The organism is Bradyrhizobium sp. USDA 3364, assembly GCF_054056355.1.
This window is the reverse complement of the sequence record NZ_JBSRYG010000002.1, coordinates 6,178,864-6,199,827: the sequence shown is the minus strand read 5'-3', so window position 1 is coordinate 6,199,827 and position 20,964 is coordinate 6,178,864. Positions and strand designations below refer to the sequence as shown.

The following is a 20,964-nucleotide window of genomic DNA, read 5'->3' as shown; positions in this document are numbered from 1 at the left end:
TTTTTGGCGTCAGATTTCTTTGTTTGAGCATGATCTCATCGGAAAACCGGTTTCCACTTTTCCGGATCATGCACGAGCGGGCCGTCTGAGCCTATAGCCGAGATCGGAGACGAACCCAACCGAGCCACGCTCATGGCAGATATTTGGGAAGACAGACCGCCCGCGCCCCCAACCGTCATTGCGAGGAGCGATAGCGACGAAGCAATCCATCTCTCCGCATACGCCGCGGCATGGATTGCTTCGCTTCGCTCGCAATGACGTGGAAGAGACTCGGACCTGCCTCAATGCAGATGCGTCGGGCGGTCGTCGTGGTCACTCTCCGCGACCGGCGCCGTGTAGGGCGTGGCGGCCGGCGGCGGCGCGCTCGCAGCTTGCGTCTGCGCGGCAAGGTTGCGTTCCTGGTCGCGATAGGACTTCCAGCCCCAGGGCAGGCTGATCAGATACGCTACCGAGCCCGCCGACAGGATGTGCCAGGGATAGCCGATCAGCAGCGCGACGAAGAACACCACCGAGACGAACACCGGCAGCACCATCTCCGGCGGCACGCGCATCTTCACGGTCTTGCCGGAGAACACCGGCAGCCGCGACACCATCAGGAACGCGATCAACAGCGTATAGAACGCGGTCAGCGTCGCCGGCGGCATCGGCACGCCGAGGAAGGCGAGATAGATCGGCAGCAGTACGGTGATCGCACCTAGCGGCGCCGGCACGCCGGTGAAATAATTGGCGGCGAAGGCCGGCTTGTTCGGATCGTCGATCGAGGCGTTGAAGCGCGCAAGCCGCAGGCCGCCGGAGATCGCGAACACCATCGCGGCAATCCAGCCGCCATTGTTCAGCTCATGGAGCTGCCAGAAATACAGGATCAGGCCGGGCGCGACGCCGAAATTGACGAAGTCGGCCAGGCTGTCGAGCTCGGCGCCGAATTTCGACTGGCCCTTGATCATGCGCGCGACGCGGCCGTCGATGCCGTCGAGGATCGCCGCGAACACGATGGCGGCGACCGCAAGCTCCATCCGCCCTTCCGTCGACAGCCGGATCGCGGTGAGGCCGGCGCAGATCGCCAGCAACGTGATCATGTTCGGCACCAGCATCCGCACCGGGATCGGGCGGAACCGGCGGCGGCGCAGCTCGCTGGAATTGTTATCGAATGGCGTCATGGTCCGATAAATATAGCAAGCATGGCCCCGCTCCGCCATTGCGGCGGGAACCGGCTCATTGACCTGAAGAAACAGAGTTAATCGGCGCGGTAGGTGCGGCCCGGATCGGCGCCGCGGAAATCCGCCAAAATGGTCTCGCCGGCGACCGCGGTCTGGCCCTCGGAGACCAGCGCCTTGGTGCCTTCCGGCAGATAGACGTCGAGCCGCGAGCCGAAGCGGATCAGGCCGAAACGCTCGCCGGCGCCGATCGACTGGCCTTCCTTGACGAAGCAGACGATGCGGCGCGCCACCAGGCCCGCGATCTGGACCACGCCGACGCGGCCATTGGCGGTCGAGATCACCAGCGAGTTGCGCTCATTGTCCTCGCTCGCCTTGTCGAGCTCGGCATTGATGAAGGCGCCCGGCCGGTAGGCGATGCGGTCGATGCGGCCCGGCACCGGGCTGCGATTCACGTGGCAGTTGAACACGCTCATGAACACCGAGATGCGCGGCAGCGGCTTGTCGCCGAGCCCGAGTTCGGCCGGCGGCAGCGCCTGCACCACCATGGAGACGCGGCCATCGGCCGGCGACACCACGATGCCGTCGCGCAGCGGCGTCACCCGCACTGGATCGCGGAAGAACAGCGCGCACCAGACGGTCAGCAGCGTGCCGATCCAGCCCAGCGGGGTCCAGATCCAGAACAGGATCAGGCTCGCCAGAGCGAAGCCGCCGATGAAGGGATAGCCCTCCGGGTGGATCGGCGGGATCTGCGCGCGGATGGAATTGGCGATCGACATCAGAACTCGCTGTGATACCCCGCCCCTGCGGCGGGAGACGCCCTAAATCGACTATTCCGCGGCGGTCGGCAAGGGCTTCTCACCCGCGTCAGGGGTGGAATCATCGGAGGATTCGGCCACTGCCGGCGGTCGGCGATTCGGCGCCAAGCCGTCGTCGTCGACCTGGGCGAGCCGTTCGCGGGCCTCCTCGGCCTCGCGCTGCCGGTTCCACATGCTGGCGTAGAGGCCGCCGGCGGCCAAAAGCCGCGCGTGGGTGCCGCGCTCGGCGATCCGGCCCTGGTCCAGCACGATGATCTCGTCGGCGCCGACGATGGTCGACAGCCGGTGCGCGATGACGAGCGAGGTGCGGTTGCGCGAGACCCGCTCCAGCGCGCCCTGGATCTCGTGCTCGGTGTGTGGCTGTCGAGCGCGGAGGTCGCCTCGTCCAGCAACAGGATTGGCGGCGCCTTCAAGACCGTGCGCGCAATCGCGACGCGCTGCTTCTCGCCGCCGGAGAGTTTCAGGCCGCGCTCGCCGACCTGTGTTTCGTAGCCCTGCGGCGACATCCGGATGAAGCCGTCGATCTGCGCCAGCCGCGCCGCCTCCTCGACCTCGTCGTTGCTGGCGTCCCAGCGGCCATAGCGGATGTTGTAGCGGATGGTGTCGTTGAACAGCACGGTGTCCTGCGGCACCATGCCGATCGCCGACCGCAGCGAGGCCTGCGTCACGGTCTTGATGTCCTGGCCGTCGATCAGGATGCGGCCGCTCGAGACGTCGTAGAGCCGGAACAGCAGCCGCGAGATCGTCGACTTGCCGGCGCCGGAGGGACCGACGATCGCGACCGTCTTGCCGGCCGGCACCTCGAAGCTCAGGCCTTTCAGGATCGGCCGGTCGGGCTCATAGGCGAAGCGGACATCCTCGAACCGGACGCTGCCGGCGGACACCGCAAGCGGTTTTGCGCCAGGCATGTCCTTCACCTCGGGATCGCGCGCCAGCACGTCGAACATCTTCTCGATGTCGATGATCGCCTGCTTGATCTCTCGATAGACCATGCCCATGAAGTTCAGCGGCACGTAGAGCTGGATCATCATCGAATTGATCAGCACGAAATCGCCGACGGTGTGGGTGCCGTTGCGGATGCCGAACGCGCACATCAGCATGGTCGCGGTCAGCCCCGCCGTGAAGATGATCGCCTGCCCGGTGTTGAGCACCGCAAGCGAAGTATAGGTCTTCACGCTGGCCTGCTCGTAGCGCTCCATCGAGCGGTCGTAGCGGCTCGCCTCGCGCTCCTCGGCGCCGAAATATTTCACCGTCTCATAGTTCAAGAGCGAGTCGATCGCCTTGGTATTCGCCTCGGTGTCGGAATCGTTCATCTTGCGGCGGATCTCGATCCGCCACTCGGTCGCAATGTAGGTGAAGTACATGAACACGACGACGGTGAGCAGCACCGCGAGCACATAGCGCCAGTCGAACTGCCAGAGCAGCACGCCAGCCAGCAGCATGACCTCGACGATGGTCGGGATCAGTTGCAGGATCACCATCCGCACGATGGTCTCGATGCCGGTGCGACCGCGTTCCAGCACGCGGGTCAGGCCGCCGGTCTTGCGCTCGAGATGGAAGCGCAGCGACAGCTCGTGCATGTGCACGAAGGTGATGTAGGCGAGCCGCCGCACCGCGTGCATGGCGACGCGGGCGAAGATGCCGTCGCGCCACTGCGTCAGCACCGCCATGATGATGCGCACCGCGCCGTAGCTGATCGTCATCAGCACCGGCGAGGCGATCAGCCACACCATCCAGTTCGAGGCCGCGACCGGGGCCGAGCCTGCGCCGTTCAACGCATCGATCGCCCATTTGAAGGTGAAGGGCACCGACAGCGTGGCGAACTTGGCGAACAGCAGCAGCACCACCGACCAGACGACGCGCATCTTCAGATCGGCGCGATCGCCCGGCCAGATGTAGGGCCAGAGATGAACGAGGGTGCCGAGCAGCGTCCCCTTCTCGGCGGCCGGCGTCGTGGCCGTGGGCTCGCCGGCGGCGGTCATATTCTGTTGCGGCGGCGCCATCAGGAGCCGGCCTGCACGGTCATGGCGCGGCGGTCCGCTGCCACATCTTTTCCACGATTTGCCATTGTGCCCGTCATATAGATCGTTTGAACGCGGCGTACAGGCTTATGACGAAAATTGTTCGCGATTCGCGGGAATTTACGGGATTTTTTGGTCCTCAATCCCCATATGCTGATCTTGACCCTGTTTACGCTGCAGTGCCACAAGGATCGTATGAACCAAATCAAGACTGTCTGTGTTTATTGCGGCTCCGGCCCCGGTAACAATCCCCGCTTCGTTGAAGCTGCCATCGCGCTGGGCAAGAGCTTTGCCGAAAACAACGTGCGCCTGGTCTATGGCGGCGGCTCGATCGGCCTGATGGGCGCGGTCGCCAAATCCACGCTCGATCATGGCGGCTCCGTCACCGGCATCATTCCGGAATTCCTGCGGGCGCGCGAGAACGCGCTGACCTCGGTTCAGGAGATGATCGTCACGCCCGACATGCATGAGCGCAAGCGCCTGATGTTCGAGCGTTCAGATGCGTTCGTGGCGCTGCCCGGCGGCATCGGCACGCTGGAGGAGCTGGTCGAGCAACTGACCTGGCAGCAGCTCGGCCGTCACCACAAGCCGATCCTGCTCGCCAACATCGACAATTTCTGGGAGCCCCTGCTCTCGCTGCTGAACCACATGCGCATGACCGAGTTCATCCGCCCGACGCTGCCGATCAACGTCCTGATGGCCGACCGCGTCGATGAGATCCTGCCGCGGCTGCGCTCGGCGGTGGCCCGCACGCCCGAGGCCGCGAAGGAACTCGCGCCCGAAGTGGCGCGGCGGCTCTGATCGCTCGAATGCGCTAAACTATCGCCGTCATGCTGAGGAGGCCGCGCAGCGGCCGTCTCGAAGCATCGACGGCCCGGCCGGTGGCCGTGCATCCTTCGAGACGCGCTACGCGCTCCTCAGGATGACGGATTACGATCGGCACCCCGCGCCAACCTCACTCGCTCGGAAACGTCACCGCCTCGATACGGTTGCCTTCGGGGTCGAGGACGAACGCCGCATAATAGCGCACGCGATCGTGCGGGCGCAGGCCGGGCGGGCCATCGGAGAGGCCACCCGACGCTAGTGCTGCGGCATGGAAGGCGTCGACCTCGGCGGTGGTCTTCGCGCGCAGGCAGATGTGGATGCCGCTCTCATGCGCGACCTGTGCCATCGCGGCGCGCACATTGATCCAGAATTCGGGATAGGCCTTGCCGAAGCCGATCGTTGCCGGCCGCGTGACGAGACGGCCCAGGCCGAGCGCGGCCAGCGTCGGTTCATAGAACCGCGCCGCGCGTTCGAGATCGCGGACACCGACGGAGACGTGGTCGATCATGGGTTCCTCCTCCCGTCATTGCGAGCGAAGCGAAGCAATCCATGCATCGTTACGCGCGGAAAGATGGATTGCTTCGCTCGCAATGACGACGCCTTTTTTCCTTCGCAGCCGGCTACGCTTGCGCGCCCGACTTCACCAGCTTGTAGAATACCGAATCCATCAGCGCCTGGAACGAAGCGTCGATGATGTTGGGCGAGACGCCGACCGTGGTCCAACTCTCGCCGGTCTCGTCCTCGCTTTCGATCAGCACGCGCGTGACTGCCTCGGTGCCGCCATTGAGGATACGCACGCGAAAATCGATCAGCTTCAAGCCGTCGATGTATTTCTGATACTTGCCGAGATCCTTGCGCAGCGCCACGTCGAGCGCGTTGACCGGACCGTTGCCTTCGGCGGCCGAGATCAGCCGCTCGCCGTCGACATCGACCTTCACCACGGCAAGCGCCACGGTGACGCGCTGGCCGTTGGCGTTGTAGCGCTGCTCGACATTGACGTCGAACTGCTCGACCTTGAAATATTCCGGCACCTTGCCGAGCGTACGGCGCGCCAGCAGATCGAAAGATGCGTTGGCGGATTCATAGGCGAAGCCCGCCGCCTCGCGCTCCTTCAGCTCCTCGACCAGCCGCGTCAGCCGCGGGTCGCTCCTGTCATAGGCGATGCCTGCACGGTCGAGCTCGGCCATGACGTTGGAGCGGCCGGCCTGGTCGGAGACCAGTACCTTGCGGAGGTTGCCGACCGAATCCGGCAGCACGTGCTCATAGGTCTGCGGATCCTTCAGTACCGCGGAGGCATGGATGCCGGTCTTGGTGACGAAGGCGCTCTCGCCGACATAGGCCGCATGGCGGTTGGGCGCGCGGTTCAGCATGTTGTCGAGCGTGCGCGACACCTTCATCAGCGTCGCCAGCTTCTCGGTGGTGACGCCGAGCTCGAACTTCTCGGCAAACTCCTGCTTCAGCTTCAGGGTCGGGATCAACGAGCAGAGATTGGCGTTGCCGCAGCGTTCGCCGAGACCGTTGAGCGTGCCCTGGATCTGCCGCGCGCCGGCGCGTACCGCGGCGAGCGAATTGGCGACCGCCTGCTCGGTGTCGTTATGGGCGTGGATGCCGAGATGGGCGCCGGGCACGTGCTTGACGACATCGACGACGATGGTCTCGATCTCATGCGGCATGGAGCCGCCATTGGTGTCGCACAGCACCACCCAGCGCGCGCCGGCCTCATAGGCGGCCTTGGCGCAGGCAAGCGCGTAGTCGCGGTTCTCCTTGTAGCCGTCGAAGAAATGCTCGCAGTCGACCATCACCTCGCGGCCCAGCGCCTTGGCGGCGGCGACGCTGTCGCGGATCGAGGCGAGATTTTCCTCGTTGGTGGTCTCGAGCGCGACCCGCACTTGGTAGGCGGAGGATTTGGCGACGAAGCAGATCGCGTCGGCCTTGGCCTCGAGGATGGCGGCGAGGCCCGGATCGTTCGACGCCGAACGGCCCGGCCGCCGCGTCATGCCGAAGGCGGTGAAGCGCGCGTGGTCGAAGGCGGGCTTCCTGCTGAAGAACTCGGTGTCGGTCGGATTGGCGCCGGGATAGCCGCCCTCGACATAGTCGATGCCGAGCGCGTCGAGCATCCCTGCGATCACCTGCTTGTCCTGCAGGGTGAAGTCGACGCCATTGGTCTGCGCGCCGTCGCGCAGTGTGGTGTCGAACAGATAGAGGCGCTCGCGGCTCATGCATGGCCTCCCGGCGCGGCAACGCCGTCGAGCGTCTTCTGCATCGTGGTGTTGGCGAGCCATTCGTCGCCGATGGTGACCGAATTGCGCTGCTGCGCGACGTAGCCGCGCTTGCGGAAGAACTCGAGCGCGGTGTCGCTGGCATCGACCTTCAGCGTCTTGGTGCCGCGGGCGCTTGCGATCTTCTCCAGCGCGTCGCACAGCGCGGCACCGACGCCCTGCCCGACCGCGCTCGGATGCACATAGAGCATGTCGATGTGATCGGCGCCCTTCAGCGAAGCGAAGCCGACCGGGGCGCCCTGCAACGTCGCGATCAGCGTGAGCTGGCCGGCGAGCTTCTTGCCGAACGCCTGCTCGTCGTCGGCGGCAGCCGCCCAGGCTTCCTGCTGCGCCTCGCTGTAATCGTCGCCGGTCAGGTCCATGATCGACGCCGCGAAGATCGCCGCCAGCAGCGGCGCATCGTCGGGCAGATACGGGCGCAACGCGGGTGCGGAACGACTCATCGCGCGATCTCCCAGGTGGTGCCTTCCTTGGAATCCTTGATCACGACGCCCATCGCGGCGAGCTGATCGCGGATCCGGTCGGACTCCTTGAAGTCCTTGCGCGCACGCGCCGCGGTGCGCTCGGCGATCAGCGCCTCGACCGCAGCGGCATCGACGCCGCTCGCCTGCTGCTTGCGTCCCTGCCAGGCGGCCGCGCTCTCCGACAGGAAGCCGAGCATCCGGAGCGAGCCGGCGAACTCCTTGCGGCTCTGTTCGCTGCTCGATGCAGCGCTGCGCAACCCGTGCAGCACGGCCATCGCCTGCGCGGTGTTGAGGTCGTCGTAGAGCGCCTCGACCATCGCCGGCGACGGCGCGCCCGGCTCGGCGTCGGCCGTGACCGCGTACCAATCGTCGAGCGTCTTCGCGCTCTCTTCCGCGCTCCTCAGCGTCCAGTCGAGCGGCGAACGGTAGTGCGTCTTGAGCATGCTCAGCCGCAGCACCTCGCCGGGCCAGTCGGCCAGGAGATCGCGGATCGTGAAGAAGTTGCCGAGCGACTTCGACATCTTCTCGCTTTCGATCTGCAGGAAGCCGTTGTGCATCCAGACATTGGCCATGCGGTCGGTGTGGAACGCGCAGCAGGTCTGTGCGAGCTCGTTCTCATGGTGCGGGAAAACCAGGTCGATGCCGCCGCCATGGATGTCGAACTTCTCGCCGAGATGCTTCCAGGCCATCGCCGAGCACTCGATGTGCCAGCCGGGGCGTCCCTCGACCGCGATACCTGCCGGCGACGGCCAGGACGGCTCGCCCGGCTTGGACGGCTTCCACAGCACGAAGTCGGTGTTGTCGCGCTTGTAGGGTGCGACATCGACCCGGGCGCCGGCGATCATCTCGTCGAGCGAGCGCTTCGACAGCGAACCGTACCGCGGCAGCACCGAATTGGCCGCGTTCATCGCCTGCGGCGAGAACAGCACGTGATCCTCGGCGACATAGGCAAAGCCGCCGGCGACCAGCTTCTCGATGATCGCACGCATCTCCGGGATGTGCTCGGTCGCGCGCGGCTGCACGGTGGGCGGCAAGCAGCCCAGCGCCGTGACGTCGTCCTGATACTGCTGATAGGTCTGCTCGGTGACCATGCGGATCGCCTCGTTCAACGGCACGCCGGCATAGTCCCGCGCGGCGCGGACGTTGATCTTGTCGTCGACGTCGGTGATGTTGCGGACATAGGTCACATGATCGGCGCCATAGCGATGGCGCAGCACGCGAAACAGCACGTCGAAGACAATGGCTGCGCGGCCGTTGCCGATATGGGCGAAGTCGTAGACCGTCGGTCCGCAGGCATACATGCGGACGTTGTCGGCATCGAGCGGAACGAACGGCCGCTTCTCCCGGGTCAACGTATCGTAGAGGCGCAAATCCATGGGTACCCATCCCTTGCGGCCGGGCGTCCAGTGATTCTCAGGCGATTGAGAAAAGACGGCCTCAGCCAGCGAATCGCTAGCTCATAATCTCGCGGCAAATGCTGCAGATGGCGAGGTGGCCGTTCATGGTTCCACCATCTCTCACGGCCCCATTATCGCGTCAAGGGGCTGTTTTCGGGCGTTTCGCAACGTGCCCGGCAGCGAAATCGCACCAACGCCCTCATGGTTAATCATTATTAAGCATTTGGGCGTATCGGGTTGGCTGCGGATTCCCCGCCATTTTACCGGTGCACCATGCGGCCGATTTCAGCATTGATTGCCTGCACGCTTGTCCTTGTCCCGCCCGTCCTTCTCCCCTCGGCCGCTCTGGCCGACAGCCGCGTCTTCATCATCGCGAACCAGGCCGACGGCTACGGCATCGACCAATGCCTCGCCCGCGGCGACCGCTGCGGCGCGTCCGCCGCCCACGCCTACTGCCGGTCACGCGATTTTGCGCAGGCCACCAATTTCCGCCGCGTCGACCCCGACGAGATCACCGGCGCGGTTCCGCACGCCGCGAACGCGAAATGCTCCGGCAATAGCTGCGGCGAATACGTCGCCATTACCTGCCAGCGCTAAGCCAAGCCGCTGGCCGGGCGGGGTTATTGCCACACCGTCGCCCCGGAAACGACGTGACGGTGCCCCGAGAAAAGGCTATGGCAGCAGCCTTGTCCGTGCGCTTTGACGTTGATCGCCGCGCGGCGTCGCTTTAATGGCCGGATATGCCCAATAGCCCCCGTTCTCGTTTCTCTCGCTGGTTTCTGACTTGCGCCGTGCTGGCCGGCATTGCCCTGCCCGCCGCGGACGCCCTGGCGCAGGTTCCTCCGGGACCGCCCGGCCCGGCTCCGCAAGGCGCGCCGCAGGCCAATCCGATGTGCGGCCGGCTCGAAGGCCAGCTGGCGGCGATCGATCGCGGCGGCGCCAGCGGCGATCCGGCCAAGGACGAGCAGATCCGCCGCTATCAGGACGCGGCCACCCGGCAGCAGGGCGAGCTCGATCGCGTGACGGCTCAGGCGCGGCGCATGGGCTGCGACAGCTCCGGTTTCTTTTCGCTCTTCAACAACAATTCGGCGCAGTGCGGACCGGTCAACAACCAGATCCAGCAGATGCGCGCCAATCTCGACCAGATCACGGCCAATCTCGAGCGGCTGCGCTCCGGCGGGCTCGGCGGCGCCGACCGCGAGAACCAGCGCCGCTCGGTCCTGACCGCGCTGGCGCAGAACAATTGCGGCCCGCAATATGCCGCAGCCGCGCGCGGTCCCGGCAACTTCCTCGAGAACCTGTTCGGCGGCGGCGGTGGCGGCAATCCCAACAGCCCGCTGCCCCCGCCCGACCCGCAATATGGCGCACAGTCCGGTACCTTCCGCACCGTCTGCGTCCGCACCTGCGACGGCGCCTATTTCCCGATCTCGTTCGCGACCGTGCAGGCGCGCTTCGCCGCCGACGAACAGATCTGCAAGGCGCAGTGCCCGGCCGCGGAGGCCAGCCTGTTCGCCTACCGAAATCCCGGCGAGGACATCAACCAGGCGGTCTCGATCAGCGGCCAGCCCTACTCATCGCTGCCGAACGCCTTCAAGTACCGCACCGAGTTCAACCCGTCCTGCTCCTGCAAGGCGGCGGGCCAGAGCTGGGCGGAGGCGCTGAAGGCGGTCGACGACCAGGCCTCCGCCGCGCAGCAGGGCGACATCATCGTCACCGAGGAGAGCGCGCGGAAGATGCAGCAGCGGGCTCAGGGCAAGGCTGCCGCCGGCAAGAAGGGCGCGCCGGCAGCGGCCGCTCAGCAGCCGGCCGCCGCTGACGCCACGGCACCGGTGGCGCCGTCGAGCGACGGCCAGATCCGCACCGTCGGCCCGACCTTCATTCCGCAGAAGAAGCAGTAAGGGTTACCCCTCAAACGCTTCCGCCGACGCGCGCGAGCCGCGCGTCACCAGCGTCTCGTCGGGCTTGGGCAACGCCTTGCCGAAATCGCGGAACCGGTTGGTGATGGGATAGCGGCGGTCGCGGCCGAAATTCTTGCGCGTCACCTTCACGCCAGGCGCCGCCTGCCGACGCTTGTATTCGGCGATGTTGAGCAGGCGATCGACGCGGGTCACCACGTCGCGGTCGAAGCCGGCTGCGACGATGGTCGCGAGCGGCTCCTCGCGCTCCACCAGCCGCTCGAGGATCGCGTCCAGCACCTCGTAGGGCGGCAGCGAATCCTGGTCGGTCTGGTTCTCGCGCAACTCCGCGGTCGGCGGCCGGATGATGATGTTGACCGGGATCACCTCGCCCGACGGGCCGAGCGCGCCGTCCGGCTTCCAGCTATTGCGCAGGCTCGACAGGCGGAACACCTCGGTCTTGTAGATGTCCTTGATCGGGTTGAAGCCGCCGTTCATGTCGCCGTACAGCGTGGCGTAGCCGACCGACATTTCCGACTTGTTGCCTGTCGTCACCACCATGGCGCCGGTCTTGTTGGAGATCGCCATCAAAAGCGTGCCGCGGGCGCGCGCCTGCAAATTCTCCTCGGTGATGTCGCGCTCCATGCCGGCGAACACCGGCGCCAGGATCTTCTCGAACCCGTTCACGGCGTCCGCAATCGGCAAGATCTCGTAGCGGATGCCGAGTGCCGCCGCGAGCTTGGCGGCATCGTCGAGCGACACCTGCGCGGTGTAGCGGAACGGCAGCATCACACCGCGCACTTTTTCCGCGCCGAGCGCATCAACCGCGATCGCGGCGCACAGCGCGGAATCGATACCGCCGGAGACGCCGAGCAGCACGCCGGGAAAACCGTTCTTGCGGACGTAGTCGCGCAGGCCGAGCACGCAGGCCGCGTAATCGGCCTTGTCGCCCTCGAGCTGCGGCGTGATCGGCCCGTTGCAGCGCCAGCCATCCGCGGTCTTGCGCCAGGTCAGCGTCGTGATGTTCTCCTCGAACGCCGGGAGTTGCGCGGCGACCGAAAGATCGGCGTTCAGCGCGAACGAGGCGCCGTCGAAGATCAGCTCGTCCTGGCCGCCGACTTCATTCAAATAGAGCAGCGGCAACCCGCTCTCGGTGACGCGCGCCACCACGATCGACAGGCGGAGATCGGCCTTGTCGCGGGCATAGGGCGAGCCGTTCGGCACAATGAGAATCTCGGCACCGGTCTCGGCGAGACACTCGACGACGTTCTCGTATTCCTCCGACTCCTCGAGCCAGATGTCCTCGCAGATCGGCACGCCGATCCGCACGCCGCGCACCGTCACCGGGCCCGCCGCCGGGCCGCGCGCGAACAGCCGCTTCTCGTCGAACACGCCGTAATTCGGCAGATTGGCCTTGAAGCGCAGTGCGGCGATGCGTCCGCCGTCGAGCAGCGCGCAGGCATTGTAGAGCTTGTCGTCCTCGACCCAGGGCGTGCCGATCAGAACAGCCGGGCCGCCATCGGCGGTCTCGCGCGCCAGTTCCTCGACCGCGGCGCGGCAGGCCGCCTGGAATGCCGGCTTGAGCACCAGATCCTCCGGCGGATAGCCGGCGAGGAACAGCTCCGACAGCACCACGAGGTCGGCGCCGTCGGCCTTCGCCTTGTCGCGCGCGGCGCGCGCCATGGCGGCGTTGCCGGTGACGTCACCGACCGCCGGATTGAGTTGCGCCAGGGTGATCTTGATCTGTTGTTCGCTCATATCTTTATGTTGTCCCGCACAACGGCAAACTTCAATGGTCGTCCAATCATGGTGCGATTGCAGAAATCGCACCGGGATCGGTGGCGCCGGTCAGGGCGCAAGCTCCGCCCTCACCTCGCCGAGCAGCGCCATGCCGCCTAACCTGCCCAATTCGTCCGAACATTTCGCGCTCTTGCCATAGCAGCCGAATGCGACCGTGACCCGCTCGGACAGCGGTCCGATGCTGGGCAGGCCGGTGTCGCCAAAGGTGGTCATACACGGCACGACGCGGCGTTCTTCGAATTTGAGGTCGCTGATACGGTCGAGGATCTGCGTTTGCAGCCGATCGGCCACGTCAATCGAGCCGCCCGACCGGAACCAGGCCTTGACGTCGACCTCGCTTTCGAGCGGACGATCGACCGGATCGCCGCCGAGCTTCAACCAGGTCTGGCCGTCCGGATAGGGAATCGGCGGCAGGATATAGGGATTGTCGCCCTTCGGCCCCAGACAGCGCATCGACGGCATGCCCGACAGGCGCTCAACTTCCGCCGCGCCAAGCCGGAACAGCGCCGCGGTGCGCGCATAGACCGTGAACCCCAGCGATCGGCCGAGCAGCGATCGGGTGTGCCCGCCGGCCGCGACCAGTACGCGCTCGGCCTCGACGCTGCCCGATCGCGTCCGGATCGTCACGCCGGAGCCGCTTTCCGAAATCCCGAGCGCAGGCTCGGCGATGACGCGGGCGCCTGCGCGCTCGGCTGCGATGGTCTGCGCGCGGACCAGGCGGCGCGGGCTGATATATCCGGCGTTGTGCGGCTCGAAATAGCCCAGCATGCCCGCGGTCGATTTCAGAAATGGAAACCGCTCCGCGAGTGCCGCATCCTGATAGGCTTCACAGGAGATCGCCTCGTCGGCGCAGACCTTGCCGACCGAGGCGACATCGGTGGTTTCGCTATGGCCGATGTGGAGCGCACCGACTTCCCGGTAGAACTCGACACCGCTTTCCGCCGAAATCTCGCCGTAGCGCGACAGCGCCGCACGGTTCATCTGCCGCCAGAACGCTTGCGGATCGTAGATCCGCGTGATGCGGCCTTCATCGTAGTGGCTGCCGAACACGCCGCCATGGCTGGAGAAGTCGGCCGGCTCATCCGGCCCGATCAACGCAACCTCATGGCCCATCTTGCTTAGATGTCGCGCGGCCGCCGACCCGATCAGACCCCGTCCGATCACCGCAAGCTTGATCGCTCTATTCGCGGCGCTCACGGCTGGCTCCCGCTCATGCCAACGAACATTGGCCTCTCCATCGTCATCACGAGGAGCGCAGCGACGCGGCGATCCATCCGTCCGCGCATGTGGACCGATGGATTGCTTCGCTGCGCTCGCAATGACGAAGGTGAGTCCATCTCTTGATTGCCTGGGATCAGAACGCGCCCAAGCGCTCAGCGAGGGCGAACAGCCAGAACAGCCCGGCCATGACGAGCGCAACGCCGACCGCAGCCGAGCCCATGTCCTTGACCCGGCCGATCTGCGGATCGTGATCCATGGTCAGGCGGTCGGCGAGTTTTTCGATCGCGGTGTTGAGCAGCTCGATCACGAGCACCAGCACCACGGTCGCGACCAGTTCGACCCGACGCATCACGGTGGCGCCGACCAGCCAGGCCAGCGGCAGCGACAGCACGAGCGCCACCACCTCCTCGCGTATCGCCTGCTCCGAGCGAATGGCGAAGGCCAGCCCGTTGCGCGAGTTGATGGTGGCCCGCCAGAACCTCAGCAAGTCACAGTCCCCAAAGTCACCTGCCCCAAATCACAAGCCCGCGGCGGCCGGCATCGGCTTCACCTTGCCGGCGCGCTCCTGCTTCAAGAGCTCGGCGATCAGGAAGGCCATGTCGATCGACTGTTCGGCGTTGAGGCGGGGATCGCAGACCGTGTGGTAGCGGTCGTTGAGATCCTCGTCGGTGATGGCGCGCGCGCCGCCGATGCATTCGGTGACATCCTGGCCGGTCATCTCCAGGTGCACGCCGCCGGCATGGGTGCCCTCGGCGGCATGGATCTGGAAGAACGACTTCACCTCCGACAGCACGCGGTCGAACGGCCGCGTCTTGTAGCCCGAGGTCGAGGTGATGGTGTTGCCGTGCATCGGATCGCACGACCACACCACCGTGCGCCCTTCGCGCTGCACGGCGCGGATCAGGCCCGGCAGATGGTCGCCGACCTTGTCGGCGCCGAAGCGGTTGATCAGCGTCAGGCGTCCCGGCTCGTTGTCGGGGCTGAGTACGTCGATCAGCTTCAACAGCTCGTCCGGCTTCAACGACGGGCCGCATTTCAGGCCGATCGGGTTCCTGATGCCGCGGAAATATTCGACATGGCCGTGGTCGAGCTGGCGGGTGCGGTCGCCGATCCAGATCATGTGGCCGGAGGTCGCATACCAGTCGCCGGTGGTGGAATCGACCCGCGTCATCGCCTGCTCGTAGCCGAGCAGCAGCGCCTCGTGGCTGGTGTAGAAATCGGTGGCGCGCAGCTCGGGATGGCTCTCGAGGTCGAGGCCGCAGGCGCGCATGAAGTTCAGCGCGTCCGAGATGCGGTCGGCCAGCTCCTTGTAGCGGCGGGACTGCGGCGAATCCTTCAGGAAGCCGAGCATCCATTGATGCACGCTGCCGAGATTGGCGAAGCCGCCGGTCGCGAACGCGCGCAGCAAGTTCAGCGTCGCCGCCGACTGCCGGTAGGCCATCAGCTGGCGCTGCGGATCGGGAACGCGGGCTTCCGGCGTGAAGGCGATGTCGTTGACGATGTCGCCGCGATAGCTCGGCAGTTCGACGTCGCCCTGCTTCTCGGTCGGCGACGAACGCGGTTTTGCGAATTGCCCGGCGATGCGGCCGACCTTCACCACCGGCAGCGCGCCGGCATAGGTCATGACCACCGCCATCTGCAGCAGGACGCGGAAGAAGTCGCGGATGTTGTTGGCGCCGTGCTCGGCGAAGCTCTCGGCGCAGTCGCCGCCCTGCAGCAGGAAGGCCTCGCCGGCGGCGACCCGCCCGAGCGCCTTCTTCAGGCTGCGCGCCTCGCCCGCGAACACCAGCGGCGGAAAGGTCGCGAGCTGGGCCTCGACATCGGCCAATGCCTTGGCATCGGGATAATCGGGCACCTGCAGCACCTTCTTGGCGCGCCAGCTATCGGGGGTCCACCGCTCGGACATAAGGTCAACTCCTGAGCAAAAACCGCGACTTAATCGCGGGCAACGGAAAGCCCGGCTTATACACAGCCGACCGCTTCCCGGCTAGAAGGATTCCCGCAATTCCGTCAAGCCCTTGCGGGAAAATCCGAATTCGCATTTGGTAGAGCATAGCATGAATGCCGGGGAAATCGCCGTGGCCGAGGCCGCGCTGGACGACGTTTTTAGCGACGACATCGTCGTGCCCGCCGCAGACGGCTTTCCGCTCGCCGCGACGCTGTTCCTGCCGCGCGGCAAGAAGCGCCACGCCGTCCTGATCAACTCGGCCACTGCCGTTCCCCGAAAAGTCTATCGCGGCTTCGCCGGCTACCTCGCCCGCCGCGGCGCGGCGGTACTGACCTATGACTACCGCGGCACCGGCGACTCGAGGCCGATGGCGGCGACCGGCCTGAGCAAGCCGAAATCGCTCGCCGGCTTCAAGGCCACGATGGCGGACTGGGCCGCGCTCGACGCGACCGCCGCCCTGAACTGGATGCGCCAGCGCTACCGCGACCTGCCCTTCGCCTATGTCGGCCATTCCTTCGGCGGCCAGGCGCTCGGCCTCCTGCCCAACAATACCGAGATCCCCCGCGCGCTGCTGATCGCCTCGCAGGCGGCCTACTGGAAGCTGATGGCCTCGCCGGAGCGCTACCGCGTCATGGCCTTCATGAACGGCGTCGGCCTGCCGCTGACTCGCATGCTCGGCTATCTGCCGGCCTGGGCCGGTCTCGGTATGGAGCTGCCCAAAGGCGTGTTCGAGCAATGGCGGAGCTGGGTGATGCGGGAACGTTACCTGCTCGACGATCCCGCGCTCGCCGCACGCGAGAATTTTCCGAAGTTCAGGGGCAAGCTCCGCGCCTTCAGCGTCACCGACGACACCTGGGCGACGCGGCCTGCGGTCGAGCTCTTGTGCTCCGCATTCACGTCGATCACGCCGGAGATCGTCTCGATCCGTCCCGCGGATGCTGGTGTAACCAAGATCGGCCATTTCGGCTTCTTCCGCAGCGAGCACCGCGACACGCTGTGGCGCGGTGCTGCGGAATGGCTCGAGGCGGAGGGGTAGATTTCCGCTGGTGTCGTCCTGGCTTTCGCGTTCTAGCGACACGATTGTCCGAGCCGGCCTCACACCACCTTCCGCACCGCCGCCGTCGCGGCATCACCCGTGTTCGGCGTTCCCGTCGGCTCGATCAGCAACAGATGCACCTCTTCCCGCGCGACGGGGCGATGCTCGACGCCCTTCGGCACGATGTACATCTGGCCTTGCTTCAGCGTGACGGTGCGGTCGCGCAGCTCGATATCGAGCACGCCTTTCAGCACAAGGAAGAAGTCATCGGTGTCGTCGTGCTTGTGCCAGACGAATTCGCCCTGCACCTTCACCACCATGACGTCGCACGCGTTGAATTGCGCCACCGTGCGCGGCGACCAATGATCGGTGAATGTCGACAGTTTTGCTGCGAGATCGATCGCATCACTCATGGGTGCCTCCGGATTCAGCCGGGGCACGTTAGCGCAATCACCTGTGCGATGCTTCGCCCGGTTTGCCCACGCACTCCTACTGATACGTGGTGGGCTTGTCGTGCCCGTTCAATCCGCAGGGCTTTTCGCCGTTGCCGTTGGCAGCCTTGCGCGCCAGCAGCTCCCTTTCGGCCTGGTACCAGAGCCGATCCATCTGGCCCGCCGGCTCGCCGGCATCCTTCCATAACTCGTAAGCGCGGGTCCGGATCTCCTGCTCGGTCGGGCCTGTCATGGGCGGCTCCCTCAATTTGAGATGTCAAACTGTTTGAGAGTGGAACATCCAGCATAGCGCAAGGTTCCGATCTGCGCGAGATGGCCGTTTCGTCCATCGCGCCATCTGTGCACAAGCGCCGCTGCAGGCCGTTCGCCGGAAACCGGATTTGATTTGAGCGCAGGCAAGGAGTGGCCGCAAAGAAAAAGGCCCCAGCGAAGGGGGCACCAGCTGAGGCCCAGTCATTCACCAATGAGGTAGACGTGTCACCCGGCCAGCAGCCAGGCGACGCTGACGATGAGTGCGATGAACGACGCCCCGGCAATGCCGAGGAAGCCGTAGTCCACGCGGTCCAGTCGGTGCGATTTGAACATGCCTCAGTGTAGGACCGGCAACGGGCCTGCGCATTAAGATATGCAAGTCAGTGAGGGTGCCCTAATTTGCCCGACAACCAAGGAACGGCCGGCGGTCGCCCTCGAAATGCGGCGTAGTCTTACGGCAGCAAGCTCTACCTCTTCCGGGGTATGAAACCTTTTGCGCTCTCACGCAGACTCATCCTCATCAGGATTTTGCCACGACCCTCCTGGGGCTAGAGACAGCGCCGCCCGCATGTATTTTAAGCGAGCGGCGTTGGGCTATCAGGCAGGGCTCATTCCTGGTTCCAACACCAGCAGAGCACCAAGACGGCCGGGGCCAGCCCGCGGAGTGCCCGTCTATTCCGCCGCCTGGCGGACGTGGCGCGCGGTCGGGGTGCGCATCGTCACCAGCTCTTCCGAGGCGGTCGGGTGCAGCGCGATGGTGGCGTCGAAATCGGCCTTGGTCGCCTTCATCTTCACCGCGATCGCGATCGCCTGGGTGATCTCGGCGGCGCAGTCGCCGACGATATGGCAGCCGAGCACGCGGTCGCTTGAGCCGTCGACCACGAGCTTCATCAGCACGCGGGTGTCGCGGCCGGACATCGTCGCCTTGATCGGACGGAAATCGGCCTTGTAGATGTCGACGTGGGAAAACTGCGCCCGCGCCTCTTCCTCCGTGAGGCCGACGGTACCGACCTCGGGCTGCGAGAACACCGCGGTCGGAATCGTCGCGTGGTCGACCTGCACCGGGCGCTTGCCGAACACGGTGTCGGCGAAGGCATGGCCCTCGCGGATCGCGACCGGGGTCAGATTGGTGCGGTGGGTGACGTCGCCGACCGCGTAGATGTTGTCGACCGAGGTCTTCGACCAGCCATCGACCTGAATGCCGCCATTGGCGGGGTTGATGGCGACGCCGGCGGCTTCGAGCCCGAGACCCCTGACGTTGGGATGCCGGGCCGATCGCGAACATCACCTGGTCGGCGGCGATGCTCGATCCGCCGGACAGATGCGCAGTGAAATCGCGGCCGTGCTTGTCGACCTTCGTCACTGTGCTGCCGGTGATGATGGTGATGCCACGCTTCTCCATCTCGGCGCGGACATGCTTGCGGACGTCCTCGTCGAAACCGCGCAGGATGTTGTCGCCGCGGTAGACCACCGTGACGTCGGAGCCGTAGCCCGCGAAGATGCCGGCGAATTCCAGCGCGATGTATCCGCCGCCCTGGATCACGATCCGCTTCGGCAGCTCCTTGAGATGAAACGCCTCGTTGGAGGAGATCACGTGCTCGATGCCGGGAACGGCGGGGCCGTGATTGGGCGCGCCGCCGGTCGCGATCAGGATGTATTTCGCCGTCACCTTCTCGCCGGTGGCGAGGCGGATGGTGTGGGCATCTTCCAGCACCGCGCGGGTCTTTGCGATCCTGGCGCCGGACTTTTCGACATTCGTCGTGTAGGCGGCCTCGAGCCGGGCGATCTCCTTGTCCTTGTTGGCGACCAGCGTCGCCCAGTCGAACGAGACCTGACCGATGCTCCAGCCGAAGCCGGCTGCGTCCTCGATCTCCTGGTGGACGTGGCTGCCGATCACGAACAGCTTCTTCGGCACGCAGCCGCGGATGACGCAGGTGCCGCCCATCCGGTACTCTTCGGCGACCATGACCTTGGCGCCATAATTGGCGGCGATGCGGGCGGCACGAACGCCGCCCGAACCACCACCGATGACAAACAGGTCGACGTCATACTCGGCCATGGCAACCTCTCTCTTCCCCCTCGCCCCGCAAGCGGGGCGAGGTCACACGGAGCGCGTTTCGAGCGGTCGAAAACGCTCTGTTAGATATCCTTGCCGCGCTTCTTCATCTCGGTCTTGAACTGGCCGTTGACGATCACGCCGAACTGCTGCGCCCATTGCTGCATATATTGCAGCGACCCGTTGATTGCCTGGGGTTCCGCGGTCAAAAGTTTCTGACCGAGCGGCGTCTTGTAGAACGTCACCAGATCCTTCAGCTCCTGCTCGGTGAACTCGGAGGCGTAGATCTGCGCCATGCCCTCGCCGATTTCCTTCTCGCTGCCGGCGAACTGCTTGGCGACGACCACCGCCACCTCATCGAGATCCTTCTGGTAGTTCAGGTACTGCTGGAGGAGACCGGTCTTGGTCTTCTCGATGATGCCCGGAATGGCGCCGTTGTACATCACTGCCACGTTCTTCATCGCCAGGATTTCCTTGGCGGCCGCAATCGCCGCCGGGGTCGACTGCTTGACCTTGGGCATGGGCGGCAGCTGCGGCTGCTGCGCCATCGCCGGTGCAGTCGCGAGCGCGAGGCCTGCCGCCAGGGCCGCCGCCGACAAAAATCCCGAAAAACGCTTCATTCCAAGTCTCCTTGCTTGCGGCGTCATCGCCGTTCAACAACCCGAATTCCCTGCGCGCCGGCCAGAACGGCGACGCTGCCAAGCCCGATGAACAGGCCGTGTTCAACCACGCCCGGTATAGCGCTGAGCAAACCGGCGAGACGCGGCGGGTCGCCGATCCGGCCGAGATGCGCATCGACGATCCAGTGGCCGCCATCGGTGACAAAAACGTGACCGTCCTTGCCCTTGCGGATGATCATTTCACCGGACACGCCGGCCGCAGCGAACGCCCGCGCCATCGCGGCCTGCGTCGCGCCAAGCCCGAACGGGATCACCTCGACCGGCAGCGGGAAGCGGCCGAGCGTCTCGACCCATTTGCTGTCGTCGGCAATCACGATCATGCGATCGCTGGCGGCCGCCACGATCTTCTCGCGCAGCAGTGCGCCGCCGCCGCCCTTGATCAGATTGAGCGCCGGGTCGATCTCGTCGGCGCCATCGATGGTGAGGTCGAGATGGTCGATCTCGTCCAGCGTGGTCAGCGGGACGCCGCAGCGGATCGCATCCGCCCGGGTCGCCTCCGAGGTCGGGACGCCGATCACCTTCATGCCTGCGCGGACCTTCTCGCCGAGCAGCTCGACGAAATGCTTGGCGGTCGAGCCGGTGCCAAGCCCGAGTTTCATGCCGTCGCGCACCTCTTCGAGCGCGCGCGCCGCCGCCTGGCGTTTCAGTGCGTCCATGTCCACGTGC

18 protein-coding genes and 2 pseudogenes are annotated in these 20,964 nt (G+C 65.6%); 4 read left to right on the top strand and 16 right to left on the bottom strand.

Annotation, left to right across the window (positions count from 1 at the left end; translation table 11 throughout):
- Nucleotides 1–281 precede the first annotated feature (281 nt).
- From pssA to ACVILL_RS28875, 3 genes and pseudogenes are all read right to left on the bottom strand, one after another.
- Complete coding sequence (pssA, locus tag ACVILL_RS28885; RefSeq protein WP_456732160.1) at nucleotides 282–1,157, bottom strand: CDP-diacylglycerol--serine O-phosphatidyltransferase; 876 nt, start codon at nucleotides 1,155–1,157, stop codon at nucleotides 282–284.
- 77 nt (nucleotides 1,158–1,234) lie between these two features.
- The gene (locus ACVILL_RS28880) at nucleotides 1,235–1,933 is read right to left on the bottom strand and encodes a phosphatidylserine decarboxylase (protein ID WP_456732159.1); all 699 of its coding nucleotides are present in this window, start codon (nucleotides 1,931–1,933) and stop codon (nucleotides 1,235–1,237) included.
- Nucleotides 1,934–1,984: 51 nt separating this feature from the next.
- Nucleotides 1,985–3,954: pseudogene (locus ACVILL_RS28875) on the bottom strand (ABCB family ABC transporter ATP-binding protein/permease).
- Between the two features lie 234 nt (nucleotides 3,955–4,188).
- Here ACVILL_RS28875 and ACVILL_RS28870 point away from each other — a divergent pair.
- Nucleotides 4,189–4,794 (top strand): LOG family protein, encoded by a 606-nt coding sequence (locus ACVILL_RS28870; RefSeq protein ID WP_456732158.1) that lies wholly within the window; start codon nucleotides 4,189–4,191, stop codon nucleotides 4,792–4,794.
- Between the two features lie 154 nt (nucleotides 4,795–4,948).
- Here ACVILL_RS28870 and ACVILL_RS28865 read toward each other — a convergent pair whose 3' ends face one another.
- The 4 genes from ACVILL_RS28865 to cysS form a co-directional block, all read right to left on the bottom strand.
- Complete coding sequence (locus ACVILL_RS28865; protein WP_456732157.1) at nucleotides 4,949–5,326, bottom strand: VOC family protein; 378 nt, start codon at nucleotides 5,324–5,326, stop codon at nucleotides 4,949–4,951.
- 112 nt (nucleotides 5,327–5,438) lie between these two features.
- Nucleotides 5,439–7,037, bottom strand: coding sequence for a citramalate synthase (cimA, locus tag ACVILL_RS28860; RefSeq protein WP_456732156.1), 1,599 nt, complete (start codon nucleotides 7,035–7,037; stop codon nucleotides 5,439–5,441).
- Complete coding sequence (locus ACVILL_RS28855) at nucleotides 7,034–7,540, bottom strand: N-acetyltransferase family protein (RefSeq protein WP_456732155.1); 507 nt, start codon at nucleotides 7,538–7,540, stop codon at nucleotides 7,034–7,036. Before ACVILL_RS28855 ends, cimA begins: the two co-directional genes overlap by 4 nt.
- A complete protein-coding gene (gene cysS / locus ACVILL_RS28850) occupies nucleotides 7,537–8,937 on the bottom strand; it encodes a cysteine--tRNA ligase (RefSeq protein ID WP_456732154.1) in 1,401 nt (466 codons plus the stop codon). The genes ACVILL_RS28855 and cysS overlap by 4 nt, the downstream gene beginning before the upstream one ends.
- Nucleotides 8,938–9,231: 294 nt before the next feature.
- On the opposite strand from cysS, the gene ACVILL_RS28845 reads away from it, so the two are divergent.
- Together ACVILL_RS28845 and ACVILL_RS28840 are read left to right on the top strand one after the other, a co-directional pair.
- Nucleotides 9,232–9,555 (top strand): hypothetical protein, encoded by a 324-nt coding sequence (locus ACVILL_RS28845; RefSeq protein WP_456732153.1) that lies wholly within the window; start codon nucleotides 9,232–9,234, stop codon nucleotides 9,553–9,555.
- A gap of 143 nt (nucleotides 9,556–9,698) precedes the next feature.
- On the top strand, nucleotides 9,699–10,856 hold the full coding sequence (locus ACVILL_RS28840; RefSeq protein WP_456732152.1) for a DUF2865 domain-containing protein: 1,158 nt from the start codon (nucleotides 9,699–9,701) through the stop codon (nucleotides 10,854–10,856).
- 3 nt (nucleotides 10,857–10,859) lie between these two features.
- Here ACVILL_RS28840 and ACVILL_RS28835 read toward each other — a convergent pair whose 3' ends face one another.
- The 4 genes from ACVILL_RS28835 to ACVILL_RS28820 all read right to left on the bottom strand — a co-directional run bounded on the left by ACVILL_RS28835 (nucleotide 10,860) and on the right by ACVILL_RS28820 (nucleotide 15,780).
- The gene (locus ACVILL_RS28835; protein ID WP_456732151.1) at nucleotides 10,860–12,611 is read right to left on the bottom strand and encodes an NAD+ synthase; all 1,752 of its coding nucleotides are present in this window, start codon (nucleotides 12,609–12,611) and stop codon (nucleotides 10,860–10,862) included.
- A gap of 90 nt (nucleotides 12,612–12,701) precedes the next feature.
- Entirely contained in the window at nucleotides 12,702–13,850 is a 1,149-nt protein-coding gene (locus tag ACVILL_RS28830; RefSeq protein ID WP_456732150.1) for an NAD(P)/FAD-dependent oxidoreductase, read from the bottom strand.
- A gap of 157 nt (nucleotides 13,851–14,007) precedes the next feature.
- Nucleotides 14,008–14,361, bottom strand: coding sequence for a diacylglycerol kinase (locus ACVILL_RS28825; protein WP_076860555.1), 354 nt, complete (start codon nucleotides 14,359–14,361; stop codon nucleotides 14,008–14,010).
- Nucleotides 14,362–14,391: 30 nt separating this feature from the next.
- Nucleotides 14,392–15,780 (bottom strand): class II 3-deoxy-7-phosphoheptulonate synthase, encoded by a 1,389-nt coding sequence (locus tag ACVILL_RS28820; RefSeq protein WP_456732149.1) that lies wholly within the window; start codon nucleotides 15,778–15,780, stop codon nucleotides 14,392–14,394.
- 151 nt (nucleotides 15,781–15,931) lie between these two features.
- Between ACVILL_RS28820 and ACVILL_RS28815 the strand changes: the two genes are divergently transcribed.
- Nucleotides 15,932–16,858 carry an alpha/beta hydrolase family protein gene (locus ACVILL_RS28815; protein ID WP_456732148.1) on the top strand — a complete coding sequence of 309 codons (927 nt, stop codon included), beginning with the start codon at nucleotides 15,932–15,934 and terminating at the stop codon, nucleotides 16,856–16,858.
- A 59-nt stretch (nucleotides 16,859–16,917) separates the two neighbouring features.
- Here ACVILL_RS28815 and ACVILL_RS28810 read toward each other — a convergent pair whose 3' ends face one another.
- The 5 genes and pseudogenes from ACVILL_RS28810 to rpiA all read right to left on the bottom strand — a co-directional run bounded on the left by ACVILL_RS28810 (nucleotide 16,918) and on the right by rpiA (nucleotide 20,960).
- Complete coding sequence (locus ACVILL_RS28810) at nucleotides 16,918–17,271, bottom strand: cupin domain-containing protein (protein WP_456732147.1); 354 nt, start codon at nucleotides 17,269–17,271, stop codon at nucleotides 16,918–16,920.
- Nucleotides 17,272–17,347: 76 nt separating this feature from the next.
- Nucleotides 17,348–17,542 (bottom strand): DUF2934 domain-containing protein, encoded by a 195-nt coding sequence (locus tag ACVILL_RS28805; protein WP_456732146.1) that lies wholly within the window; start codon nucleotides 17,540–17,542, stop codon nucleotides 17,348–17,350.
- Between the two features lie 692 nt (nucleotides 17,543–18,234).
- Nucleotides 18,235–19,621: pseudogene (gene gor / locus ACVILL_RS28800) on the bottom strand (glutathione-disulfide reductase).
- A gap of 80 nt (nucleotides 19,622–19,701) precedes the next feature.
- Nucleotides 19,702–20,238, bottom strand: a complete 537-nt coding sequence (locus ACVILL_RS28795; RefSeq protein ID WP_456732145.1) for a DUF2059 domain-containing protein — start codon at nucleotides 20,236–20,238, stop codon at nucleotides 19,702–19,704.
- 23 nt (nucleotides 20,239–20,261) lie between these two features.
- Nucleotides 20,262–20,960, bottom strand: a complete 699-nt coding sequence (gene rpiA / locus ACVILL_RS28790; RefSeq protein WP_456732144.1) for a ribose-5-phosphate isomerase RpiA — start codon at nucleotides 20,958–20,960, stop codon at nucleotides 20,262–20,264.
- Between the last annotated feature and the right edge of the window lie 4 nt (nucleotides 20,961–20,964).